The 22,896-nt window shown below is 70.5% G+C and carries 22 protein-coding genes; 11 read left to right on the plus strand and 11 right to left on the minus strand.

Going from position 1 to position 22,896, the window contains the following annotated elements; all coding sequences use genetic code 11:
* Positions 1–2 precede the first annotated feature (2 nt).
* Together BJ982_RS06775 and BJ982_RS06780 are read left to right on the plus strand one after the other, a co-directional pair.
* Positions 3–329: a 2Fe-2S iron-sulfur cluster-binding protein gene (locus BJ982_RS06775; protein ID WP_184877606.1), complete on the plus strand. Its 327-nt coding sequence runs from the start codon at positions 3–5 to the stop codon at positions 327–329.
* Complete coding sequence (locus BJ982_RS06780) at positions 329–1,576, plus strand: NAD(P)/FAD-dependent oxidoreductase (RefSeq protein WP_184877607.1); 1,248 nt, start codon at positions 329–331, stop codon at positions 1,574–1,576. Before BJ982_RS06775 ends, BJ982_RS06780 begins: the two co-directional genes overlap by 1 nt.
* A 15-nt stretch (positions 1,577–1,591) precedes the next feature.
* Here the strand turns inward: BJ982_RS06780 and BJ982_RS06785 are convergent, their stop codons facing one another.
* The 4 genes from BJ982_RS06785 to BJ982_RS06800 all read right to left on the minus strand — a co-directional run bounded on the left by BJ982_RS06785 (position 1,592) and on the right by BJ982_RS06800 (position 6,330).
* A complete protein-coding gene (locus BJ982_RS06785; protein WP_184877608.1) occupies positions 1,592–2,515 on the minus strand; it encodes a LysR family transcriptional regulator in 924 nt (307 codons plus the stop codon).
* 63 nt (positions 2,516–2,578) lie between these two features.
* Complete coding sequence (locus BJ982_RS06790) at positions 2,579–3,469, minus strand: ABC transporter permease (protein ID WP_203959059.1); 891 nt, start codon at positions 3,467–3,469, stop codon at positions 2,579–2,581.
* Positions 3,466–4,410 (minus strand): ABC transporter permease, encoded by a 945-nt coding sequence (locus BJ982_RS06795; RefSeq protein WP_184877609.1) that lies wholly within the window; start codon positions 4,408–4,410, stop codon positions 3,466–3,468. Before BJ982_RS06795 ends, BJ982_RS06790 begins: the two co-directional genes overlap by 4 nt.
* A gap of 18 nt (positions 4,411–4,428) precedes the next feature.
* Positions 4,429–6,330: a dipeptide ABC transporter ATP-binding protein gene (locus tag BJ982_RS06800; RefSeq protein ID WP_203959058.1), complete on the minus strand. Its 1,902-nt coding sequence runs from the start codon at positions 6,328–6,330 to the stop codon at positions 4,429–4,431.
* Positions 6,331–6,681: 351 nt separating this feature from the next.
* Between BJ982_RS06800 and BJ982_RS06805 the strand changes: the two genes are divergently transcribed.
* The 3 genes from BJ982_RS06805 (at position 6,682) to BJ982_RS06815 (ending at position 9,748) form a co-directional block, all read left to right on the plus strand.
* Complete coding sequence (locus BJ982_RS06805; protein ID WP_184877611.1) at positions 6,682–8,268, plus strand: ABC transporter substrate-binding protein; 1,587 nt, start codon at positions 6,682–6,684, stop codon at positions 8,266–8,268.
* 91 nt (positions 8,269–8,359) lie between these two features.
* The gene (locus tag BJ982_RS06810; RefSeq protein WP_184877613.1) at positions 8,360–8,887 is read left to right on the plus strand and encodes a DUF3237 family protein; all 528 of its coding nucleotides are present in this window, start codon (positions 8,360–8,362) and stop codon (positions 8,885–8,887) included.
* 216 nt (positions 8,888–9,103) lie between these two features.
* Positions 9,104–9,748 (plus strand): GNAT family N-acetyltransferase, encoded by a 645-nt coding sequence (locus tag BJ982_RS06815; RefSeq protein ID WP_184877615.1) that lies wholly within the window; start codon positions 9,104–9,106, stop codon positions 9,746–9,748.
* 368 nt (positions 9,749–10,116) lie between these two features.
* On the opposite strand, the gene BJ982_RS06820 is transcribed toward BJ982_RS06815, so the two are convergent.
* Positions 10,117–10,605, minus strand: a complete 489-nt coding sequence (locus BJ982_RS06820; protein WP_184877617.1) for a hypothetical protein — start codon at positions 10,603–10,605, stop codon at positions 10,117–10,119.
* 609 nt (positions 10,606–11,214) lie between these two features.
* Here BJ982_RS06820 and BJ982_RS06825 point away from each other — a divergent pair.
* Positions 11,215–14,241 (plus strand): AfsR/SARP family transcriptional regulator, encoded by a 3,027-nt coding sequence (locus BJ982_RS06825; RefSeq protein WP_184877619.1) that lies wholly within the window; start codon positions 11,215–11,217, stop codon positions 14,239–14,241.
* A 630-nt stretch (positions 14,242–14,871) separates the two neighbouring features.
* The gene (locus BJ982_RS06830) at positions 14,872–15,093 is read left to right on the plus strand and encodes a hypothetical protein (RefSeq protein ID WP_239122965.1); all 222 of its coding nucleotides are present in this window, start codon (positions 14,872–14,874) and stop codon (positions 15,091–15,093) included.
* Here BJ982_RS06830 and BJ982_RS06835 read toward each other — a convergent pair.
* From BJ982_RS06835 to BJ982_RS06845, 3 genes are all read right to left on the minus strand, one after another.
* On the minus strand, positions 15,090–15,644 hold the full coding sequence (locus tag BJ982_RS06835; RefSeq protein WP_184877622.1) for a dihydrofolate reductase family protein: 555 nt from the start codon (positions 15,642–15,644) through the stop codon (positions 15,090–15,092). The two genes, BJ982_RS06830 and BJ982_RS06835, sit on opposite strands and share 4 nt — an antisense overlap.
* A 74-nt stretch (positions 15,645–15,718) precedes the next feature.
* Positions 15,719–16,570, minus strand: coding sequence for an LLM class flavin-dependent oxidoreductase (locus tag BJ982_RS06840; protein WP_184877624.1), 852 nt, complete (start codon positions 16,568–16,570; stop codon positions 15,719–15,721).
* A gap of 65 nt (positions 16,571–16,635) precedes the next feature.
* Positions 16,636–17,238: a TetR/AcrR family transcriptional regulator gene (locus tag BJ982_RS06845; protein WP_184877626.1), complete on the minus strand. Its 603-nt coding sequence runs from the start codon at positions 17,236–17,238 to the stop codon at positions 16,636–16,638.
* Between the two features lie 227 nt (positions 17,239–17,465).
* On the opposite strand from BJ982_RS06845, the gene BJ982_RS06850 reads away from it, so the two are divergent.
* Positions 17,466–17,933 (plus strand): winged helix-turn-helix transcriptional regulator, encoded by a 468-nt coding sequence (locus tag BJ982_RS06850; RefSeq protein WP_184877627.1) that lies wholly within the window; start codon positions 17,466–17,468, stop codon positions 17,931–17,933.
* 4 nt (positions 17,934–17,937) lie between these two features.
* Here the strand turns inward: BJ982_RS06850 and BJ982_RS06855 are convergent, their stop codons facing one another.
* Complete coding sequence (locus tag BJ982_RS06855; protein ID WP_184877628.1) at positions 17,938–18,585, minus strand: VC0807 family protein; 648 nt, start codon at positions 18,583–18,585, stop codon at positions 17,938–17,940.
* Between the two features lie 226 nt (positions 18,586–18,811).
* Here BJ982_RS06855 and BJ982_RS06860 point away from each other — a divergent pair, with 226 nt between their 5' ends.
* The 3 genes from BJ982_RS06860 to BJ982_RS06870 all read left to right on the plus strand — a co-directional run bounded on the left by BJ982_RS06860 (position 18,812) and on the right by BJ982_RS06870 (position 21,581).
* A complete protein-coding gene (locus BJ982_RS06860) occupies positions 18,812–19,618 on the plus strand; it encodes an SURF1 family cytochrome oxidase biogenesis protein (RefSeq protein ID WP_184877629.1) in 807 nt (268 codons plus the stop codon).
* 52 nt (positions 19,619–19,670) lie between these two features.
* Positions 19,671–20,249 (plus strand): putative glycolipid-binding domain-containing protein, encoded by a 579-nt coding sequence (locus tag BJ982_RS06865; protein ID WP_184877630.1) that lies wholly within the window; start codon positions 19,671–19,673, stop codon positions 20,247–20,249.
* Positions 20,250–20,438: 189 nt separating this feature from the next.
* Positions 20,439–21,581 (plus strand): amidohydrolase family protein, encoded by a 1,143-nt coding sequence (locus BJ982_RS06870; protein WP_221482281.1) that lies wholly within the window; start codon positions 20,439–20,441, stop codon positions 21,579–21,581.
* Positions 21,582–21,591: 10 nt separating this feature from the next.
* On the opposite strand, the gene BJ982_RS06875 is transcribed toward BJ982_RS06870, so the two are convergent.
* Positions 21,592–21,954 (minus strand): YkvA family protein, encoded by a 363-nt coding sequence (locus BJ982_RS06875; protein ID WP_221482282.1) that lies wholly within the window; start codon positions 21,952–21,954, stop codon positions 21,592–21,594.
* Between the two features lie 149 nt (positions 21,955–22,103).
* Entirely contained in the window at positions 22,104–22,778 is a 675-nt protein-coding gene (locus BJ982_RS06880) for a TetR/AcrR family transcriptional regulator (protein WP_184877632.1), read from the minus strand.
* Between the last annotated feature and the right edge of the window lie 118 nt (positions 22,779–22,896).

Raw genomic sequence — 22,896 nt, forward strand, 5'->3', positions numbered from 1 at the left:
GCATGGCGAAGATCGTGTATCGGTACCGCGACGGCGCGCGGCGGACCGTTGAGCGCGACACGCCGGCATCGATCATGCGGGCCGCCGTGGAGGCCGGTGTCCCGGGCATCGTCGGGGAGTGCGGCGGACAGACGATGTGCGCGACCTGCCACGTGTACGTCGACGACGCGTACGCGGGCCGCCTTCCCGTCATCGGGGACGAGGAAGAGGAGATGCTGGAGTGCACGGCCGCGCCACGGGACGCGGGGCGCAGCCGCCTCGGCTGTCAGATCGTCGTCGGCGCCGGTCTCGACGAGATCGAGGTCGATGTGCCGGACACCCAGATCTGATGACGGACCACCGGCGCCGTGCCGGGCGCGTGGTCATCGTCGGAGCCGGTACGGCGGGCGTCCAGCTCGCCGACTCCCTGCGGGCCGGCGGGCACGACGGGCCCATCGTCCTCATCGGCGATGAGCCCGCACTGCCCTACCAGCGGCCACCGCTGTCCAAGGAGTACCTGACCGGGCCGGACGGGGCGATCGCGCCCCCGCTGCGCGGCGAATCGTTCTACACCGGCAACGACATCGAACTCCGCCGGGGGGAGGCCGTCACCGAGATCGACACCAGCCGCCGCCACGCGGTGCTGGACGGCGGCGAGCGCGTGGCATACGACCACCTGGTGCTGGCCACGGGCGCCAGGAACCGGACCCTGGACCTTCCGGGGAGCGGCCTCGCCGGCGTGACATCGCTGCGCACTCTCGCGGACTCGGCCCACCTCAGGCGGCGGCTGACAACCGCCGGGCGGGTCGTGGTGCTGGGAGCCGGATTCGTCGGACTGGAGTTCACGGCGGCGGCCCGCCTGCGCGGGGTGGAGGCCGTCGTGTTCGAGACCGCCGCCCGGCCGATGGCACGGGTCGCCAGCCCGGCGCTGTCGGAGTTCATCGCCCGCGTTCACACCGAGATGGGCACCGAACTGCGCCACGGTCAGTCGGTCGTCGAGATCACCGGCACCGCCGGCGCCGTGGCGGCGGTAAGGACCGGACGGGGCGAACTGCTGGAGACCGACCTGGTACTCGTCTGTGTCGGTGCGGCGCCGGCGGACGAACTGGCACGCCGCGCCGGTATCACGGTGGAGAACGGGATCCGGGTCGACGACAGGTTCCGCACCAGCGCTCCCGGGATCTGGGCGATCGGGGACTGCGCGAGCTTTCCCGATTCCCGTTCCGGCCGCAGACTACGCCTGGAATCGGTGCAGAACGCCTCCGCCCAGGCCAGGGTCCTGGCGCGCGTCATGCTCGGTGACGACGTGCGGTACAGCGACGTCCCGTGGTTCTGGAGCAACCAGGGATCGATACGTCTGCAGATCGCCGGGGTGCGGTTCGACGGGGACAGGGCGCTGTCCCTGGGTGATCCGGCCGGCGGATCGTTCTCGGTGCTGAGTTTCCGGGAGGACAGGTTGGTGGCCGTCGAGTCGGTGAACCGGCCTCGGGACCACGTGTCGGCGCGGCGGGCGCTGGCCAAGCGGCTGAGCCTGCGGCCCGAGGAGGTCGTCGCCGGGTTCGACCTCGGCGACCTCGTCGGCGGCGCGTCGAGATAGAGCCAGGAAACGCCGTCAGCGACCGGCCGGCTCCGGCGGCAGGCCCCCGGCGCCCCACTCAAGGGCGGTCGCATACTCGATCAGCTCCCGGACCCGGTGGGCGAGGCGCACGCGCGACGGCCAGATCATGACCACTCTTACCGGCCGGGCCGGCGGCGACAGCTCCTTGACGACGACGGACAGCCCCTCGTGGCTGCGGTCGTTGTGAGAACGCTGCACCGACACCGCGTACCCCATGCCCCTTCCGACGAGGGCACGGGTCAGCTCGAAGCTGGTGGTCGTGTGGCCCTTGGTGACCGAGAGCCCCCTGTCGTGGAAGACGGAGAGCGTGTGCTCCTGGCTCACCGGCGTGCTCGGGAGTACGAGCGGCTCGTCGACGAGGTCGGCGAGGTCGACCGTCGGCGCGGACGCCAGCCGGTGGTCCTCCGAGAGAAGGACGTAGGGGTGTGCCTCGTACAGGACGATGCGGTCGAGGCCGGCCGTGAGACTCCATTCGTAGGCGACGCCGACGTCGAGCGCTCCCGTGCGCAGCTTGCTCTGCAGCACGTCCTGGTCACACTCGACGAAGTCGAGCCGCACGCGCGGATGCAGGTCGCCGAACCCCTGGAGCAGCCGTGGGAGCACGATCGAGGCGAGGGGCGCGTAGCAGCCGAGCATGACGGGGCCGGCCAGCTCGGTGCTCGAACACGTCACGCTGAGTTCGTTCGCGTCGCGAAGCACCAGCTTGGCCTGTTCCAGGGCGCGCACCCCACTGGCGGTCAGCGTCACCCCGCGCGCCTTGCGCCGGACGAAGAGCTGGGTGTTGAGGGTGCGTTCGAGCTCGGTCAGGGCGGCGGACAGCGCGGACTGCGACACGTGCAGCTTGTCGGCCGCGTGGAAGATGCTGCCCGCTTCGGCGGCGGCCACGAAGTAGCTCAGTTGACGCAGAGTGAAGTTCATTCGTCCCTCACCGATGGGCGACGCTCGAAACCCGCATCGTATGCGACCCCTTCGGCACCTCGTTCAGCGGAGAAGCGCGACGTCACGGCGGCGGACCCGCAGCCGCTGAAGCGCGTTGAGCGCCCGCGCGCGCGGGTCGACGGTGGCACGCAGGCTGGAGCCGAGAAGGTTGAGGAAGAAGACGCAGACGAGCAACGCCATGCCCGGGAAGATCACCAGCCAGGGGGCGACGGTCAGGTAGTCACGTCCGTCGGCGATCATGTTGCCCCACGTCGGCGTCGGCGGCGCGATGCCCAGACCGAGGAAGCTCAGCGCGCCGTCGATCAGCATGCTCATCGCGGACACGATCACCAGGTGCACGACCGCGAGGGGCAGCACGTTGGGGAGGATGTGCCTGACAAGGATCTTCCACGCCGGCACTCCGGCGGCGCGCGCCGCGTCGATGTAGTTGCGCCCGCTCACGCTCAGCGCCCGGCTCCGGATGACGCGGGCGCTGAAGGGCGTGAAGACCATGGTCAGCGCCAGTAGCTCGGTGGACATGCTCGGGCCGAGCGCGACGGCGAGCGACATGGCGAGCACGACCCCGGGAAAGGCCATGCCCGCGTCCACCAACCGCATGAGCACCGCGTCCGCCGCGCGGAAGAACCCGCTGACCATCCCGATCAGCAGGCCGAGCGTGCCCGCGCACAGGGTGATGAGCGCGGCCAGGCCCAGCGAGTACCGGCCCCCGGTGACAAGGCGGCTCAGCACGTCACGCCCATAGGCGTCCGTGCCGAACGGATGCGACCAGCTCGGCGGGAGGAGCCTGCTCGACGGGTGGATCGCCCGGGTCGACGGCAGGACGAGCGGTAGCAGCGCGACCGCCACGACCATCGCCCCGAGGACGACGGCCGACACGGTCAGCGCCCGGTTACGCCGGACGAAGCCCCCGAACTTGTGCATCTGTGGTCTCACGAGACTCGAACCTTCGGGTCGATCAGGGCATAGGAGAGGTCGACGAGGAGGTTGACGACGACGAACATGAGCGTGACGAACAGGGTGACGCCCTGTACCAGGGGATAGTCCCTGGTCGAGATCGCCTGGAGGGCCAGGGACCCGAGGCCGGGGATCACGAACACGGTCTCCACGATCACCACGCCGCCGACGAGAGTGGCGAAGTGACCTCCCATGACCGTGAGGACCGGCATCAACGCGTTGGGCACCGCGTGCCCGATGGCCACCCTGGTCTCGCTCAGGCCCTTGGAACGAGCGGTGCGCAGGTACAGCTGCGACATCTCGTTCATGACGCTCTCCCGCAGGAAGACGAGGTAGACGGCGACGTCACCGATGACCAGCACGGTGACGGGGAGTACGAGGTAAGGGACCGCCGCGACCGGATCGGCGAGCAGGTCCGCGTATCCGCTCGGAGGGAACCACCGCAGGACCATCGCGAAGATCAGGATGACGATGAGAGCGACCCAGAACTGTGGGAGTGCCATGCCGAGCGAGGCCGTCTGGGTCACCGAGCGGGCCGCCGGGCTTCGTGGGCGGACGGTGCCCCACAGCGTGATCCCCAGCGCGATGGCGAAGCTGATCACCGTGCTGAACAACGCCAGGGTGAGAGTGGGCGCGATGTGCCCGATGATCACCGGTAGGACGGGGCCGGAGAAGGTGATCGAGCTGCCGAGGTCTCCGGACAGGACCCGGCCGAGCCAGGCGCCGTACTGTTCGAACCATGTCCCGGACAGGCCGAGGCTGTCGCGCAGCGTGGCGAGCTGCTGGGGGTCCGCGGTCTCCCCCAGGATCGACACGGCGGGGTCGCCGGGCACGAGCCGGATCACGACGAACATCACGGTCCCGACCACCCACAGCACGACGACCAGGTCTCGCGCCCGCCGGAGCAGGATCTTCAGCATCGTTCGCTTCCTCCCCGATCAGGTGCCGGCCGGGTACGGCGCGACCGGGGCGCCGATCGTGAGCTTGGGGTTCGCCTGGAGCAGACGTCTCGTGTACGGATGGGCGTGCGGGGAGAGGATGGCCTCGGGCCGGCCGATCTCCACGATCTCGCCCTGGTACATCACACCGATGCGATCCGCCACGGACAGCACCAGGCTGAGGTTGTGGGTGATGAAGACGAAGCCGAGCCCCCGTTCCCGCTTCAGGTCCAGGAGAAGGTTCATGACCTGGCCCTGGACGGAGACATCGAGGGCGGAGGTGGGCTCGTCGGCGACGATCAGCTCGGGTTCCGGCGCGATGGCGCGGGCGATGGCCACCCGCTGACGCTGTCCGCCGGACAACTGACCCGGCAGCTTGCCCGCGGTGGAGGCGGGCAGCCCCACCTCGTCGAGCAGCTCCCGCACCCGTTCGTCGAGCGCGTCCCCGCGCAACGGGGTGAGCTCTCGCAACGGCTCCTTGATGATGGCCGAGACGGTGTAGCGCGGGTCGAGGGAGCTCTGGGGGTCCTGGAAGACGATCTGCACCCGTTGGCGGAAGGCCCGCTTGTCCCCCTGAACGCCACCGCCGGTGAGCACGATGTCCTCGCCGACGGCGACGCTCCCTGAGGAGGGCCGTTCAAGCCCGGCGATCATGCGCCCAAGCGTCGTCTTGCCGGAACCGGACTCGCCGACGAGGCCGAAGAACTCTCCCCGGGCGACGGAGAGCGACAGATTCCTGACCGCCCGCACCTGCCGTGATCTCCGGCTGAGGCGGGTGACGGAGCCGAAGGTCTTGCCGACGTCCCTCACCTGGAGAAGGGGCGAGGCCGTGCCGAAGTCGCCGGACGGCGCCGGCGGGGCGACGAGCGCCGGTGCCTCGACATCGACGGGCCCGGTCGCGGGGTGCCAGCAGGCGACCCGGGAGTCCCCGGTGCCGGCGAGGCCCGGCTCCTCGCCCGCGCACCGTTCGGTGACGCGCGGGCATCGCGGGGCGTAGAGGCAGCCGGCGAACCGCTCCGCCGGGCCTGGCACCGAGCCGGGGATCGAGGGCAGGCCACCGGTCCTGCGCACCTCCGCCTGCGGAACGCAGTCGAGCAGAGCACGGGTGTAGGGGTGCCGGGGCGCGGTGAGCATGTCCGCCGCGGGGCCGGCCTCGACGAGGCGCCCGCCGTACATGACCGCGATGCGATCGGCCATCTCGGCGGCGACGGCCATGTCATGGGTGATGAACACGCATGCCGTACGGTGCTCTCGTTGTACCCGGCGGAACAGGTCCAGGATGTCCGCTTGGGTGGTCACGTCGAGAGCGGTGGTGGGTTCGTCGGCCAGCAGCAGGTCCGGGTCGGACATGAGCGACATGGCGATCATGACGCGCTGTTGCATTCCGCCGGAAAGCTGGTGAGGGTAGAGCGCCATGATGCGGTCGGTGTCCGCCAGCCCGACCTCGGCGAGAAGGCCGCGCGCCTTGCGCTCCGCCCGGTCCGTCGCGCCAGGCGTTCGCGCGCGTCGCCCGCGCAGGCCCTGCGCCGCGTGGTGGGCCTCGACGAGTTGCCTGCCGATCCGCTGTGACGGGTTGAGGGACTCCAGCGCCTCCTGAAAGATCATTCCGATCCGGCGGCCCCGGTATCGGCGCATCTCCTCGTCGGGCAGTCCGACGATGTCGGTGCCGTCGATGTTGATCTTTCCCCGGGTCCGCACCGGGGCGGTGAACTCCAGCAACCGCATGATGGACAGCGCGGTCACGGTCTTGCCGCTGCCCGACTCGCCGACGACGCAGAGCGTCTGCCCGCGCTCCAGTGTCACGGACAGGTGGTGGACGAGTTCGAGTTCCGCCGTGTCGGTGCTGACGGCGACCGAGAGGCCGCGCACGTCGAGGATCGGCGTCTCAGAAACGGCGGGCACGTTGACCCTCGATGCCGGTTCGCCCGCCTGCGCGGCGTGCGCGTGCCGGTTTTGAGATGATCGTCACTTTTCTCCCCGCACAGGTGGATTGGTGCGTGACACGACTGTGTCACCCAGGTTTCCTCCGGTAAACCAGATAAAAGTGTTCCTCTTCATCGACTGAGTCGAGGAAGTCCGGGACGGCGCGAGGCGGATGCCCCGCGACCCCCGCCCCCTCCTCGACTCAGACGAGGATTCTGTGCTGTTTTTTTCGGTTTATTGCGCGGAACCGATATGCCACATTGCAAGGCAATCTCGGCTGCTACGGCACCGGAAGTCCCATCACACGTCCCCCGGAGCGAAGGAGCACCCGTGAGTAGATCACCCGGGTCCCGCCGGTACGCGCTATCGATCTCGGCACTGGTGACGATCTGCCTGCTCGCCGTGGCCGGCTGCACCGGCCAGGGCACGGCGGCCCGTCCGACCGGCGGACAAGGCCCCGTCAGAGGCGGAAACCTCAACGTCGCGATCCCCAACGACCCCGGCTCGCTGGACTTCGTCGCCAAACCCAACCTCCTGGCCGCCCACATGGGCGACATGATCTTCGAGAAGCTGTTCGAGGTCGACAAGAACTACGAGGCGCGGCCCATGCTCGTCGACGCCTACGAGCGCAGCGAGGACGGCCTGACCTACACCTTCACCCTTCGCAAGGACGTCACCTTCCACGACGGCACGCCGCTGACCTCCAAGGACGTCGTCGCGAGCATGAAGCGCTGGCTCACCGGCAACGCGACGGGAAAGCTCGTCGCCAAGCAGGTCGACGACGTCAAGGCGGCGGACGAGCACACCGTGCGGTTCCTGCTCTCGAAGCCGCGCTACGGCCTGATCAAGGAGCTCACCACGTCGTCGGCCGCCATCTACCAGGCGAAGTCCCTGGAGGGCGTGGGTGCGAACGGGCTGACGACCCCCCAGATCATCGGCACCGGCCCGTACCGGCTCAAGTCCTGGAACGTGGGACAGAAGATCATCTTCGAGCGTTACGACAAGTACGTCTCGCGCGGCGAGGAGGACTGGGGCGGCCAGGCCGGAGCCAAGCACGCCTACCTGGACACCATCACCTACCTCGTCGTGTCCGATGAGGACGCGTTGGTCAACGGCCTGAAGGCGGGGCGCTGGGACTACGCCATGCCCTCCAACGAGAAGTACGAGACGCTCAAGAGTGACCCCTCTCTCACGGTGGCCACCTGGAGTTCCGGCAACGTCAACTTCATCCTGCCCAACCGGAACCCCGCCTCGGTCTTCCATGACGTCCGCGCCCGGCAGGGACTCAACCTCATCCTGAACAAGCCCGAACTCAACGCCGTCGGCGGCGGCGGCCAGGACATCACCGCGTTGACCGGCTCCTTCGCCATGCCGGCCAACAAGGGAATGCACTCCACCGTCGGCGCGGACCGGTTCCAGGCCCATGACCCGGCCCAGGGCAAGAAGCTGCTCGAACAGGCCGGCCTGAAGCCGGGACAGGTCCTGCGGATCGTGACGACCAAGGCGTACCCGCAGCTCGCCCAGTGGGCGGTCGTCATCCAGCAGGAGCTGCAGGAGGTCGGCGTCGAAGCCAAGATCGAGACCTACGACTTCACCGCCATGCTGGCGACCACGATGACCCGTCCCACCGAATGGGACATCTCCATGATGATGTACAACGGCAGCATGACCACCCCGGCGCAGTTCGCGCTGATGCAGGGGTTCGACGAACAGGGCCAGGCGAAGATCGCCGCCTACGACCGCGCCGCGGACGAGGCCGGGGCGAAGGCCGCCGTCGACGACCTGCAGACCTACATCTGGGACCAACTGCCGGGCATCGCCATCAGCCAGTCGAAGTTCTACGCCGCCTACACCGCCAGGCTGCGCGGCTACGACGACTTCTACCGCATCTTCTGGAACGCCTGGATCACGCGCTGAGCCGCGCCGTGGACCCCAGGATGATCGACGGAGCGGACCACCTCGGGCTCGGTACGGACCAGGTTCGCGCCGGCGGAGAACGGGAGGAGCCATGGTGACCGTGCAGGACGGCGACGGCGCACTTCTCCGGCCCCCGGAGCTGGAGTACGTCATGACCGTCAGCCTGGACATGACGCCCGGCAGTCTCCGGAGGCTGGAAGGCGTCCCAGGCGGTGGCGACCGCTGGTCGATCAACGTCGCCGGGGGCCGCTTCGAGGGCCCTGGCATGCGCGGACGGGTGCTGCCCGGAGGCATCGAGAACCCGCGCCTGCGGCCGGACGGCACACTGATGATCAATGCGAGATGGCTACTGGAAGAGGAGGACGGCACGGTCATCTACGTGCGCAACCGCGGGATCAGGCGAGCCTACGACCCGGCCAGGATGACCGCCTGGATGACGAGGTCCGAGCCGGTGCGCGCCTCGGACTTCTATTTCCGCGTGGTTCCGACCTTCGAGGTCGCCTCCCCCCGGTTCCACTGGCTCACCGAGAACATCTTCGTCGGCCGCTTGGAGGACCCCCTGGACTCCGGCCCGCCGGTCGGCCAGGGCCCTACGATGACGTACTTCCGCGTGTGCTGACCTTCCCCTCGCGGGGGCCGGCGCCGTGCGCCGGCATCTGCGGTCACCGGCAGGCTTTATTGCCGAACCTTTACCTTCCGGCCCATGGCCCCGATCATGTAAATCGCGGCGCTGACCTGCGGTTTCACTGTTCCCGGCATCGCCTCCCGGCAGGCGCGCCAAGTTGTTCCATGTGATTTCGCCCACCGTATACAGGAGAGCCCCCATCATGTGCTCATGCCCGCTTTTGTCACCCTGTCCGGGCGCTCCGTGCGCCTGGAACCACTCAGCCTCGCGGTGGTCGACGACCTGGTCGCCGCGGCGAGTGAAGACCGTTCCACCTACGCCTTCACTCGGGTTCCCGTAGGCCGGGAAGAGATGACCTCGTACGTCGAGGCCGCTCTGGCTGAGCAGGCGGACGGCCGCACGTTGCCGTTCGCCATCCGGTGGCTGCACACCGACCGCATCGTCGGTGCCACCCGTCTCATGCACCTGGAGTACTGGCAGGGCCCCCTGCCGTGGCCTCCGGGCACGCGGGGCGCGGTGGGCGAGGTCCCGTCCGTGGCGGACATCGGTTACACCTGGCTGGCCGCATCGGCCCAGGGCACCAGCGTGAACCGGGAGAGCAAGTACCTCATGCTCACGCACGCCTTCGAGACCTGGCAGGTCCACCGCATCACCCTGAAAGCAGACGTACGTAACGAACGATCCCGGGCCGCCATCGAGGCCCTCGGCGCACACCTGGACGGTGTGCGGCGGGCGGACAGCCGAGGCGCCGACGACACGGTCCGAGATACGGCGTACTACTCCATCCTGAGTTCCGAATGGCCCGCGGTCCGAGAACGGATGCGCATGAGGCTCGGCCTTCTGGAAGCCGCGTGACGCCCCTCTCCCTTCGATGAACCCATGGAACGCACGGCCCGCCGGGAAGCTTCACGCTTTCCCGGCGGGCCGTGTCGTTTCTCCGCATATGTCACATATGCCGTATATACGGCATATGTCGTGCTGTTTCTCAGGTCTTCTCCCGGAGGCGGAGGTGAGGGTCCCCCACTGGTTCCCCCCACTGGCTCCCTCACCGCCGCCTCCGAGATCCCCCCGCCGGTTCCCCGCCGGACGTTCCCGCCGCGTGAGTCCCCTACAGGGTGGTGCCGCCGTGTGCTCCCTGCCGGCCCTTACGCGATCCCCACGTTCCCCCGTGACGATCCTCGTTCAGCCCCGCCGGTGTGCTCGTGCCGGCCTGTGAGCAGGGCTCACTCGTCGTCCTGGTCGGCCTCGTAGACGTAGTCCCAGCGGCCGCAGTAGACCTTCTTGTCCCGGCTGTCGTCCCAGTAGCAGACCCGGACCTGGGCGTTGTCCACGTCCCTCTCCCAGAAGTGGAAGGTCCGGTAGCCGTTGGAGCCGCACTTGATGGCCGAGTCGACCGACTCGTCGCCGTCGGTGTTCTCGAACTTGACCTGCACGTAGCCGCACAGCCAGCGCGGGGAGTCCTTGTCGTACAACCGGCCGCTGACGTGGAGCCGGTCGGCGCGGTCGATCCACACGTCGCCGCGGGCCTTGGCGCGCGAACCGTGGAAGTACTTGCTGTAGTCATAGCCCCAGCTGTCCTCGAAGTCATCGAGGACGGAGGCGCCGGCCTTGGTCGTGGCGGCGCTCGCCGAGGTGGCGAGGGCGGGCGCCCCCACCGCGAGGACGGTGGTGGCTGCGGCGAGTCCGAGGATGGTACGGATGGAGCGGCGCATCTGGTTCTCCTGTTCGAGGGTCCCCCGGTGTTCTCCTGCTGCCGGGGTGGTACGTGATTAGTGAAAAGCCGACCGCCTGCAGGACGCTTACAACGGCCTTACGCCGCCTGCAGACCGCTTGAGACGGTGGTCACGCCGTATGGCCGGGTATGGCCGGGATACCGGTGACCGCGATGAGGGCTCCGTGGAGCCGGACCGTGCGGTGAATCCCCGAGAGCCCCGTCATCCCGGCACGGCGGACGCCGCCCGGGGAAGGCTGAATATGCGGCCCTGCCGGATCCGTGTCAGGAGCCGGATCCGGCGATGGTGGCCGGCGTCTCGCGCGACCGCCCCCGCACAGGGGCCACGCTCGACTGCCCTCAGCATGAACCCGTACGGTCAACGTGAAATTAACGGGGAATCAACGGACGTCATACGCGCGCGCCGCACCCGCCCTGGTGCGGGCGGGGTCCGGCTCCCCCCGGGGAGTTGCGTGGTGGTGCGCCGGAGCTGACCGGAAAACGACGGTGAATCAACGCCTGGATTAACGTCGGGCCCGCCGCATAGGGCTGAAAGCATCGGGGGATCTATGCTTTGCATTGAATCGGCTAAAGGGTGGGGAACTCGGACATGGCTAGTCAGGGCGACGAGGCTGGCCTTCGCTTCGCGGTCCTCGGACCGGTGCTTGCCTGGCAGGACGGCCGGGAGCTGGAGCTGGGCACGCCGCTGCAACGGTCCATCCTCGCCATGCTGCTGCTCCGCGAGGGCCGCGCGGTGTCCCCCACGGAGATGATCGACGCCATCTGGGGGGACGACGCGCCGCCGCGGGCGCTCGGCGCGCTGCGGACGTACGTCTCCCGGCTGCGCGCCGTCCTCGAACCGGACCGCTCCCCGCGCATGCGCCCCGAGCTGCTGACCTCGGTCGGGCGCGGCTACGCGCTGCGGCTCCCGCCGGGCGCGCTCGACCTGGCCGAGTTCGAGCGCCTCGTCGGCGAGGCCGAGACCGAGCGCAGGAACGACGACCCGGCCGCCGCCGCGGCCACCCTGCGCCGGGCGCTCGGCCTGTGGTCGGGCGAGCCACTGGCCGGCGCCGTCGGGCCGTACATCGAGAGCCAGCGCGGCCGGCTCGTCGAGCGCCGCATCGGCGTGGTCGAGACCCTCATGCGGCTGGACCTCGAACTCGGCCGGCACGCCGACGTGGTCCACGAGCTCATCGCGCTCATCTCCGAGCACCCGCTCAGGGAACGCCTGCGCGGGCAGCTCATGCTGGCCTACTACCGCTGCGGACGGCAGGCGGACGCGCTCGCCGTCTTCGGCGACATCCGCCGCGCCCTGGTCGAGGAGCTCGGCATCGACCCCGGCCGCGAGCTGGCCTCGCTCCACCAGCGCATCCTCGCCGCCGACCCCGGCCTCGCCTGGACGCGCCGCGCGCCCTCCCCCGACGGGGACGGCCCCGGCAAGGACGCGCGCGCCGCCGCGGCCGAGGCGCCGGCCGCCGAGGACGCCGAGCACGAGGGCGTCCAGGAGATGCCGCGCCCCGCGCAGCTCCCCGCCGCCGTGAGCGACTTCACCGGGCGCAGGGAAGTCGTCAACCGGCTGCGCACGCTGCTGACGAGCGCGGGCGGGGCCGAGGGCGTGCCCGTGGCCGCGGTGTCGGGCATCGGCGGCGTCGGCAAGACCGCCCTGGCCGTCCACGTCGCCCACTCGCTGCACGAGGTGTTCCCCGACGGGCAGTTGTACGCGGACCTGCGCGGATACGGCGAGGAGCCGACCGCCCCGGAGTCGGTGCTGGCCGCGTTCCTGCGCGCGCTCGGGCTGCCGGTCGACATCATCCCCGACGGGCTGGCCGAGCGCGCCGCGTTGTTCCGCTCGCTGCTCGCCGACCGCCGCATGATCGTGCTGCTCGACAACGCCCGCGACGCCGAGCAGGTCGAGCACCTGCTGCCGGGCACGGCGGGCTGCGCGGCGATCGTGACCAGCCGCGTCAAGCTGGCCGACCTGCCGTCCGCCCGCCTGGTCGACCTGGAGGTGATGGAGCCGGAGGAGGCGCTGAGCCTGTTCGCGGCCGTCGCCGGACCCGAGCGCGTGGCCGTCGAGCGCGCCGCGGCCATGGACGTGGTCGCCATCTGCGGGTTCCTTCCGCTCGCCGTCCGCATCGTCGCGGCCAGGCTCGCGGCGAGGCCGGGCTGGACCGTGGCCTCGCTCGTCCCGCGGCTGGCCGACGAGCGGCGGCGGCTGGACGAGATGCGCATCGGCCACCTGGCCGTGGACGCCACCTTCTCCCTCGGGTACGGCCACCTGGACGCGGGGCAGGCCCGCGCGTTCCGGCTGCTGTCGCTGCCGAACGGCCCGGACATCTCGGTGCAGGCGGCGGCCGCGCTGCTGGACCTCAGCACGATCGAGACCGAGGACATGCTGGAGTCCCTGGTCGACGTGAGCCTGCTGGAGGCGCCCGCGCCGGGCCGGTACCGCTACCACGACCTGCTGCGGCTGTTCGCGCGCCGGCACGCCGAGGCGAACGAGGGCACGGACGCCGGGGCGCCGGCGACGCGGCGGCTGCTGGGCTTCTACCTGGCCTCGGCGCAGGCCGCGCACCGGCTCGCCTACGAGGGCAGCGTGATCTGCGAGCACCTGACCGCCACCGGGATCGCGGGCCGCACGTTCACCAGCGCCGACGAGGCCGTCCTGTGGCTGACCGTCGAGGCCGAGACGCTGTTCGCCGCGATCGGGCAGGCCGCCGAGTCGGCCCGCACCCCCGAGACGCTGCGGCTGGCCGCCGACCTGCTGCTGGCCATGGAGCCGCTGCTGGAGTCCGGCGCCTACGTCCGCGAGTTCCACGGCCGCGCGACCACGGTGCTCGTCTCGGCGCAGGCGATCGGCGACAGGCCTAGCGAGCTGCGCTGCCGGTACGTCCTCGGCCGCGTGCTGTTCGGGGCCAACCGGCTGCGCGAGGCGGACGCCGAGTTCCGCGCCGCGCTGGAGCTGGCGGAGGCCCTCGGCGATCCGATCGTCACCGGGGAGACCTACAACGCGCTCGCGGTCGTCGCGGGGCGCCGCCGCCGCCACGAGGAGGCGCTGGCCTGGTTCGACTCGGCGCTGAAGGCGTTCAAGGAGAGCGGGGCGATCGGCGGCGAGGCACTGGTGGCGAGCTACTCCTCGCGCGACCACCTGGGCCTCGGCCGCACGGACGAGGCGATCAGCGCCGCCGAGCGCGGCCTCGCGCTGTTCTCGGAGCTCGGCAGCGGCGCCGGGATGGCACGCGCGCGCTACCAGCTCGGCGTCGTCCTGTCCCGGGTGGGACGGCTCACCGAGGCGGTCGTCCACCACGCCGAGTGCCTGGACTTCTTCCGTGCGGGCGGGCAGAAGGTGTGGGAGCAGCGGGTCTGCTGCCGTCTGGCCGAGACGTTCATCAACGCCGAGCGGTACAAGGACGCCGCGCGGCACGCCGAGCAGGCGCTGACCCTGAGCAGGGAGATCGGGCACCCGTACGGCGAGGCCCTGTCACTGACCGTGCTGGGCCGCGCCCTCGCCGGGCTCGGCAGCGTCCGCAGGAGCGGCGACTGCCTGAAGCGGGCCCTGGACATCTTCACCCGGCTCGGATCCCCCGAGGCCGACGACCTTCGCGCCCTGCTGAAGCTCGATCAGGTCAGCGATTAGCTCCCGCACGCTGAAGGGGTCGTCGTCGAGCCGAGTCATTCGCACGTGATTGATCACCTTTGACCTACCGTGTCCCCTTCGAGCATCACGCGATCCGCGCGGCTCAGCGGAAAGTATCCGGATAGGCACTCAACGCTGGCGGAATTATGGAAAGCTCATATCCGCCGTTAAGTGCTTGGAGCTTTAGATGAATCCGTACTGAAGTGCCCGGCCGGCCGTCTGCCACCGCGTGGCGCCTTGGGGGCCCGGTTGGCTACCGGCATGGCGCCTCGCGACGACCGGCCGCCTCACTCCCGACGACCGGCCGGACGTGTCACGGATCTCGAACCCCCCAAGTTCCGTGCACATCGCAAGGCTCCCGTCCGGGGTTCAAAATCCGATCAATGCCGAATCAACATCACGAACCCATCACGATGGGATATGCAGGACATCGGCCGAACAGCCTGGGGCACCGGGACGGGTAAGCCCTTCGCAAGCGGCGGTCAAGCGGGTACAGGTACCACAGAGGGGCGCAGGACCCTCACCAGGAGTTGCAAGGAGCGGATCCCCGTGTTGATTCCGTGCTACGCGTGCGAGTCCCGGTTCCGGCCGGATGAATATTTCGTCGCCTGCCACGATTACAACCGCGGCATGGACCTCGTCGCGTGGACGTGCCCGGCCTGCGGAAACCGCGACGACCTCCGTGTGATGCCGGACGCCATCGGTTTCGGCTACCCCTGGCGGGGCCGCTTCTCCGTCCAGGACCGTTTCCAGGTGCCGGGCCTGCGCCGCCGCCGCCGGGACCTCCGCCTGGACATCAGCCTGAACAAGGACGTGTGGCACGTCCCGACCAAGTTGCGGCAGGTGGCCTAAGAGGCCTTCCCGACCACCCGGTAGGTCAGCTCCGTCCTCCTGGGGAAGCACCGCACCCGGGGCGGTTCCAGCTCCACCGGTCCGACACCGCCGAACAGAGGGATGCCCGCGCCGAGCAGCACGGGCACGAGGTGGACGCGGATCTCGTCCAGCAGCCCGGCCGCCAGGAACTGCCGGGCGATGTCCGCGCCGCCCATGACGTAGACGCCCCCGTCGCCCGCGACCGCCTGCGCCTGCTCCAGGGCGCTGCGCACGCCGTCGGTCACGAACGTGAAGCGCTCGCCGGCGCCCTCCGGAACGTCATGCGAGATCACGAAATAGGGGACGGGCACCGGCGGGTCGCCGCCCCAGCCGCCCGAGACGTCGTACGTCCGCCTGCCCGCGATCACCGCGCCCGTCCACGAGGTCTCCATCAGCTCGCGCACCTCGGGACCGAAGACGGTCTGCCCGGCGTCGCTGAACACCCACGCGTGCAGCCGCTCGGTGTCGTGGTCGGGGGTCGCGACGAACCCGTCCAGCGACATCGTGATGTCCAGAACGACCGTGCCCATGCCCTCTCCCGATGATCGCCGGCCTGTCCGACCGTACGGGGCGGCGGGGCGCGGGGCAAGGCGTCCGGCGGACATCAGGGGAGGGCGAGGGCGATCCTGTCGATCTGCCCCAGGTCGGGCGACCAGCAGTACAGCATGACCTCGTCGGCGCCGGCGTCGGTGAACTCGCGGACGGCCCGCCCGATCGCCTCCGGCGTGGTGAGCATGCCCTCGGCCACGTGGCCGGGCGCTTCGAGGAACCGGTAGTAGTCCCGGACCTCCCGCCGGGCCTCCGCCACGACCTCGTCGGGGCCGAGGGCGACGTTGGCCTGCGCCACCAGCCGGGGACGGCCTTCGCGCCCGGCCTCCCGCCACGCCCGCTCGACCGTCCGGAAGAACCTGCCCATCTCGGGCGGCGGGAACATCGCGCCGAGGAACCCGTCGCCCCAGTGCGCCACGCGCTCGGCCGTGGCCGGGACGAACCCTCCGAACAGCACCTCGGGGCCGCCGGGACGCGCGGGCGCGGGCCCGATCGGGCCGGCCCCCTCGCCGTACGGCTCGCCCGCCCAGACGCGCCGCAGCGCCCTCACCTGCTCGTCCAGGATCCGTCCCCGCTGCCGGCGGTCCACTCCCACCGCGCGGAAGTCGTCGTCGCGGACGCCGACGCCGAGCCCGAGCGTGAAGCGCCCGCCCGAGAGGCGGTCGAGCGTGGCGGCCTGCTTGGCGAGCAGTGCGGGCCGGCGCAGGGGCGCGATCAGCACCTCGGTCATCAGCCGGATCGTGGAGGTGGCGCCCGCGACCGCGCCCAGGGTGACCATGGGCTCGGGGTTGCCGTAGACGACACGGTCGAGCAGGCCGAGGGTGGTGAACGTGGCGGACTCGGCACGGCGCGCCCAGGTGAGCAGTTCGTCGACGTCGGCGATCGGAAGGCCGAGGCCCACCTTCATCGCGGCACCCCCGGAGTCGTCAGGCGGGTCGCCTCACTGTACGACGGCGGCGCGCCGCGGCCGGGTCAGGACGCGCCGGACGCGCGCCTCAGGCTGTTCCACGCGGCCTCGCCGAGCGTCCTGATCTCGTCCTCGGTGGGCTGGTGGGCGCCGGAGAACCACAGGCGGCACATCTCGGTCGCGGGCCCGAGCCACAGGACGTAGCACATGGTCGGCTCCACGGGCCGCAGCACGCCGTTCTTCATGTGGGGGCGCCACCAGTCGGCCACCTGGCGGAAGAACGCGCGGCGCGCCTCGGCGACCTCGGGGCCGCCCGGCTCCTCGCGGCGGGGCGGGCGCTCGCTGATCAGGATGCGGGCCCGCTCGGGATGGCGCCCGCACCAGGCCATGTGCATGGCGACGATCGCCTCGATGCCGTCCTTGGCGGTGTCGTGCCGGAAGAGCTCGTCGACGAACGCCTGCTGGTACATGGTCGCGATCTCGGAGTACAGCACCCCGAAGACGTGTTCCTTGCTGGCGAAGTGGTGGTAGAAGCTCCCGACGCTGACGCCGCTCTCCTCGCGGAGGCTGGCCAGCGTCGTGGAGGAGACCCCGTCCTGGCTGAAGCGTCGCAGGGCGCCCTCGATGATGCGGGTGCGGCCGTCACGTCCGTTCTTCGCGCTCTTCACAGCGTCAATGGTGACTCAACAGAACCTTGTTCTGCAAACCTCGGGAGGATGTCAAGCGCCGCCGCCGCGGCCGGGCCGCCCGAAAGGAGCCGACGATCTCGACGGTACCGCACGCGAGGCACACCTTCGGCGCCCGGTCATCGGCTGCGCGGCACGGGGGCCGCCTGAGTCCGTCAAATAGACTGAGCTGGGTGGAGGGAGGAAATATGACCGCCTACGATGCCTGCATGAGCGCGCGTACCCCCTTCCGAGTGCGGAACTGCTCGATCGAACGCACGCTCGCGATCGTGGGCGAGAAGTGGACCTTCCTGGTGCTCCGCGAGGCGTTCAACGGCGTGCGCCGGTTCGCCGACATGCAGGAAGGCACCGGCGCCCCCCGCCAGGTGCTCAGCGCCCGGCTGTCCCGGCTGGTCGAGGAGGGCCTGCTGGGCAAGGTGCCCTACCGCGAGCCGGGCCGGCGCGTCCGCCACGAGTACCGGCTCACCCAGAAGGGGCTCGACCTCTATCCGATCCTCGTGAGCCTGATGCAGTGGGGCGACATCCACATGGCCGAGTCGGGGCCGCCCGTCGTCCTCACCCACCGCGGCTGCGGCGCGCCCGTCGGCGTCCACCTGAGCTGCGCCGAAGGCCACGAGGTGAGCTCTCCTCGTGAAGTGACCCCGACGCACGGCCCCGGGTCGCGGCTCGCGGGCTAGCCGCTCAGCGGTGGAGGAGCCGCAGCACGCGGCGGAAGGCCAGCAGCGAGGCCAGCGCCGCCAGCACCATGAGCACGGCCACCGCCGCCGTCCGCACGATCAGGTACGTCTCGATCGACTCGCTCAGCAACAGCCACAGGCTCAGCGAGCCGTTGGCGAACTGGACCGTTCCCCACAGCAGCGAGAGGTGGACGAAGAACCGGCGCATGCGGGGGTGGTGGGTCAGGTGCTCGGGCAGCGGGACCAGGTCGGTGGTCACCCGCTGGATCAGCGGGCGCGGCGCGGCGGCCGTCCCCAGGAAGGCCAGGCTCGCGGCGTAGACGCCCAGCGTGGGCTGCAGGAAGAAGATCAGAAGGTCGCCGGTGACCAGCGTGAGCACCGCGCGCACGGTGACAGCCAGCATGGCCAGCAGGACCGTTCCCGGCACGGGCTGCCGCCTCACCAGCCGCAGCACCGCGCCGCCGTACACCCAGGCCACCGCCATGCCCACGCCGCCGCGCTCGCCCGCCACCAGGAAGCCCACATAGAAGATCGCGACCGGGAGGATCATGCCCTCGAGCACCCGCGGCACCGCGTGCCGCACCAGCACGGAAAGCCTCGGAAGGGCGGGCGGCCGGGCGGCGGGCGACAGGACGAGAGTGGACGCGGTCATGTTCGAGAAGGCTCCTGAAGGACCGGCGCGACGGCATGCCGCAGGCGGGCGACCCAACCGACCGTACGGCATGACCTCTGCCGCCGCCATCGGTTCCACGAGATCATGATCGGAGGCTGGAAGGCCCTTCACCGCCGCCGGGCACGCCCATGGCACGGGGCCCGGTGCGCTGGTCGCGGGCATGGCCGGGTGAAGGACCACCCCGTGCCTTGCCTACCCTGAAGGCGTGTACCGCTTCCTCTTGACACCTCGCTGGCTGGCCTTCCACGTGCTGGTCCTGGTGCTCATCCCCGCCTTCGTGTTCCTGGGCCGGTGGCAGTTCGGGCGGTACGAGGAACGGTCGGCGGCGAGCGACGTCGCCACGACCAACCTCGCGGCGGCGCCCGTGCCGCTGACCTCGCTGGACAAGCCCGGCGGTTCCGTCCCCGACTCGCTGCGCTTCCGCGTCGTGACGGCCTCGGGGCGCTACGATCCGGCCGGCGAGCTGCTGGTCAGGCGCCGTACGCAGAACGGCAAGCCGGGGTACTACGTGCTCACCCCGCTGGTGACCGCCGACGGCGCCGCGGTGATCGTGAACCGCGGCTGGGTGAAGGTCGGGGCCACCGCGGACACGCCTCCGGAGGTGCCGCCGCCCCCCTCCGGTGAGGTAAGTGTCACTGGCCGGCTACGTCCCGCGGAGACCGAGGACAGCACCGGCATCGAGGAGCGCGCCGGCCTCCCCCCGCGCCAGGTCCTGCTGATCGACACCTCCGCGATCGCCGGGCGCCTGCCGTACCGCCTGTACGGCGGCTTCGTCGAGCTGACCGAGCAGCGGCCGGCCGCGGCGAGCGCCCCCGAGCCGGTCCCCGCGCCGGACGTCGGCGGCGGAGGCGGCCTCAACCTGGCCTACGGCGTGCAGTGGTGGCTGTTCATCGCGATCGCGATCGGCGGGTGGATCGCGCTCATCCGCCGCGAGGCCCGCGATCTGAAGGCCGCCGAGGACGAGCCCGCCACGAGCTCAAAGGTCGTCCCCAGCCCGGGCACCGGCGGATGACCGCGCGGAACCCCGCCGGGGGCGCCGCCGTTCTTCCGCGTGTGAGGGGCCGATGCCGTCGATCGTGTGGGTGAAGGACGAGGGCGCCGAGTACGCCCACGTGGAGGTCTCCGGCGGACGCCTGACGGCGGTGGGGACGGCCGTGGGCGGGGGTCCGGTGCCCTACCGCCTCGAATACGAGCTGATGACCGGCCCGCGCTACGTGACCGCCGCGCTGGCCGTCCGCAGCGAGGGCGCCGGGTGGACGCGGTCGCTCGACCTGCGGCGGGGGGCGGACGGCGCCTGGTCGATCGGCGCGGACGCCTCCGGAGCGCTGGAGGGGGCCGAGCCCGGCGGTGACCCGTCCCTGCTGGACGGGGCGCTGGACTGCGACCTCGGGCTGTCGCCGCTGACCAACAGCATGCCGGTGCTGCGCCACGCCATGCTCGGCGGCGGCGATCCCGTCGACTTCGTGATGGCGTGGGTGAGCGTGCCGCACCTGGCGGTGCTCCCGGACGCCCAGCGCTACACGCCGCTCGGCGGGGGCGTCGTGCGGTACGCGAGCGAGGGGTTCCGGGCGGACATCGTCTTCGGGTCCGAGGGGCTGGTCGCCGCCTATCCCGGGCTCGCCCGGCAGGTCACGGCTTCGTGACTGCATAAATGCGCTCTCATCACGATATTTGGCCGGAGGTCCACCGGGGCCGGGCGTCGCTCCGCGTGCGAACGGATACCAACCGGAGACCTCCCAGCTTGTGTGGTGTTATTCCTGCGGCATACGGTTTTCCTCGTGAACACATCGCTGCCCCCTGACCCCGAGCCAAGGCGGCGCGACTATGTGATCATGAGCGTCGACGATCACCTGATCGAGCCGCCGGACGTCTTCGAAGGGCGCCTCCCGCAGAAGTACGCCGACGTCGCCCCCAAGGTGGTCGAGACCGAGGCCGGCCACCAGGTCTGGCGGTACGGCGGCGGCACCTACTCCTGCGCGGGCATGGACGTCGGGGCCGGACTTCCCCGCGAGCAGTGGACCCTCGACCCCGTGCGGTTCGAGCACATGCGGCCCGGCTGCTACGACATCGAGGCCCGCATCACCGACATGGACATCGCGGGCATCTGGGCCGCGATCAACTTCCCCGGCATGCTCGCCGTCCAGTCCGGCATGGCCTTCGCCAAGACCCGCGACCAGGACCTCGGCCTGGCCCTCACGCGCGCCTACAACGACTGGCACTGCGACGTCTGGGCCGGCACCTACCCCGAGCGCATCATCGCCCTGCAGCTCCCCTGGCTTCCCGATCCGGAGGTCGCGGCCAAAGAGATCCGGGACAACGCCGCGCGGGGCTTCAAGGCGGTCGTCTTCCCCGAGTTCCCGACCCGCCTGCGCCTGCCGTCCATCCACACCGGCCACTGGGACCCGTTCTTCGCCGCCTGTGAGGAGACGGGAACGGTCCTCTGCCTGCACACCGGCGCCTCGTCGTGGTCGCCCGTGCCCTCGCCCGACACGCCGATCGAGGCCATCACCACGATGATCCCGGCCAGCGCGATGTTCGCCTGCGCCGACTGGCTGTGGTCGGGCGTCCCGCTGCGGTTCCCCAAGCTGCGCATCCTCATCGTCGAGGGCGGCGTCGGATGGCTTCCCATGCTGTCCGCCCGGGCCGACTACGCCCTCGACCACCCGGTGGCCGGCGAGGCGACCTGGGAAGGCGGCCTGAAGCCCAGCGAGGTCCTGCGCCGCAACTTCTACTTCGGCACCCTGGACGACTACGCCCTGTCCGGCGTACGCCTCGCCGTGGGCCTCGAACACGTCCTGCTCGAAAGCGGCTACCCCCGCTCGGAGTCCACCTGGCCCGACGTCCAGAAGGCCCTGGCCCGCAACCTCGGCAGCCTGCCGCCCGCCGACATCGCCCGCGTCGCCTACGGCAACGCCGCCCGCCTCTTCGGCCACCCACTGCCCTCCCGGGCGTGGCTGCTGCGCGAGGAGCTCTGACCCCCGCGCCTCAGACGACCTCGCCGACGACCTTCCTGCGCTCCCAGTCGAGGTAGCGGCCGCTCTCGCCGAGCAGGGACGTCATCAGCCACAGGAACACGCCGAAGTCGTCGGCCACGCCGATCAGCGCGAGGAAGTCGGGGATGACGTCCACCGGCGAGATGATGTAGAGGATGCCGAGCCCCATCAGGGCCAGCTTGCCCTTGCCGAGAGCGCGGTAGTCGCCGCGCATCGTGCCGGAGATCATTCTCGGCAGGGCCTTCAGCCGGGTGCCGAGGCCGTGGGACCCCGGCCGGGAGACCTCCTGGTAGGCGCGATAGGCCGCCGCCGCGCGCCCGGCCCTGCTCACGGAACCCCCGCGACCCTTGACCATGCCGGCTCCCCTCCGTTCGTGCCGCACGCGCACCGTCGGATACGTCCACCGCCGACTACCCCCGCGCGTACTCCGATAACGCGTGCCCCCTTCGCCCGGTTCCTCCGGGGTGTCCGGATACGGCACTGTCACCGCCCCGGCAGGGGCCGTCAGGAGCGCAGCTCGCGCATCGCCATGAGGAAGTCCTTGGTCACGCCGCGCAGCCCGGGCAGGTGCGACAGCCCCACCAGCCGGTCGATGAGCGGGACCATCACCTCGATCAGCCGGTACGTGCGCGCGCATCCGGGCGAGGTGTCGTGCACCCAGTACAGGACCATGCCCATCGACGCCAGCCACAGCAGCTCGGGCAGCTCCTCGCGCAGCTCGGCGTCGACGCGGGCGTCCGACCCCTCGACGACCCGGTGGTAGACCGCGATCGCCGCCTCGCGCGCGGGGGTGGACTCCCCGCTGAACGGGCTGAGCGGATTGCTCGGCTCGGAGGCGTGTTTGAAGAACTTGACGGCGAAGTCGTGGTACGGCTCGGACACCCGCACCCAGGCGCGCAGCACGCCGCTCAGCCGCGCGGCGAACTTGCGCTCCGAGGCCAGCAGATCGCGGCACGCGGCCTCGTGCTCGGACTGCGCGCGATCGTAGTAGGCCTGGACGAGCTGTTCCTTGGACGAGAAGTAGTAATAGGCGTTCCCCACGGAGACGCCCGCCTCGGCCGCGATGGCCCGCATCGTCGTCGCCTCGTATCCCCGCTCCCTGAAGAGGCGCAGGGCCGTCTCGACGATGAGATCCCGGGTCTTCTCTCCTCCGCGCGCTCTGGGCGTCGATTCGGCCACGGGGCCACTGTACGGCCCGCAGCCCGTCAAGGTCACAGACGGCCAGCTTGTCCGCCATTTTCGCGCAAAAACACGCAGAGTAGTGGAGTCAGCACTTTCCCTGAATGGGATAGATCCT

Source organism: Sphaerisporangium siamense, from assembly GCF_014205275.1.
Taxonomy (GTDB): Bacteria; Actinomycetota; Actinomycetes; order Streptosporangiales; family Streptosporangiaceae; genus Sphaerisporangium; species Sphaerisporangium siamense.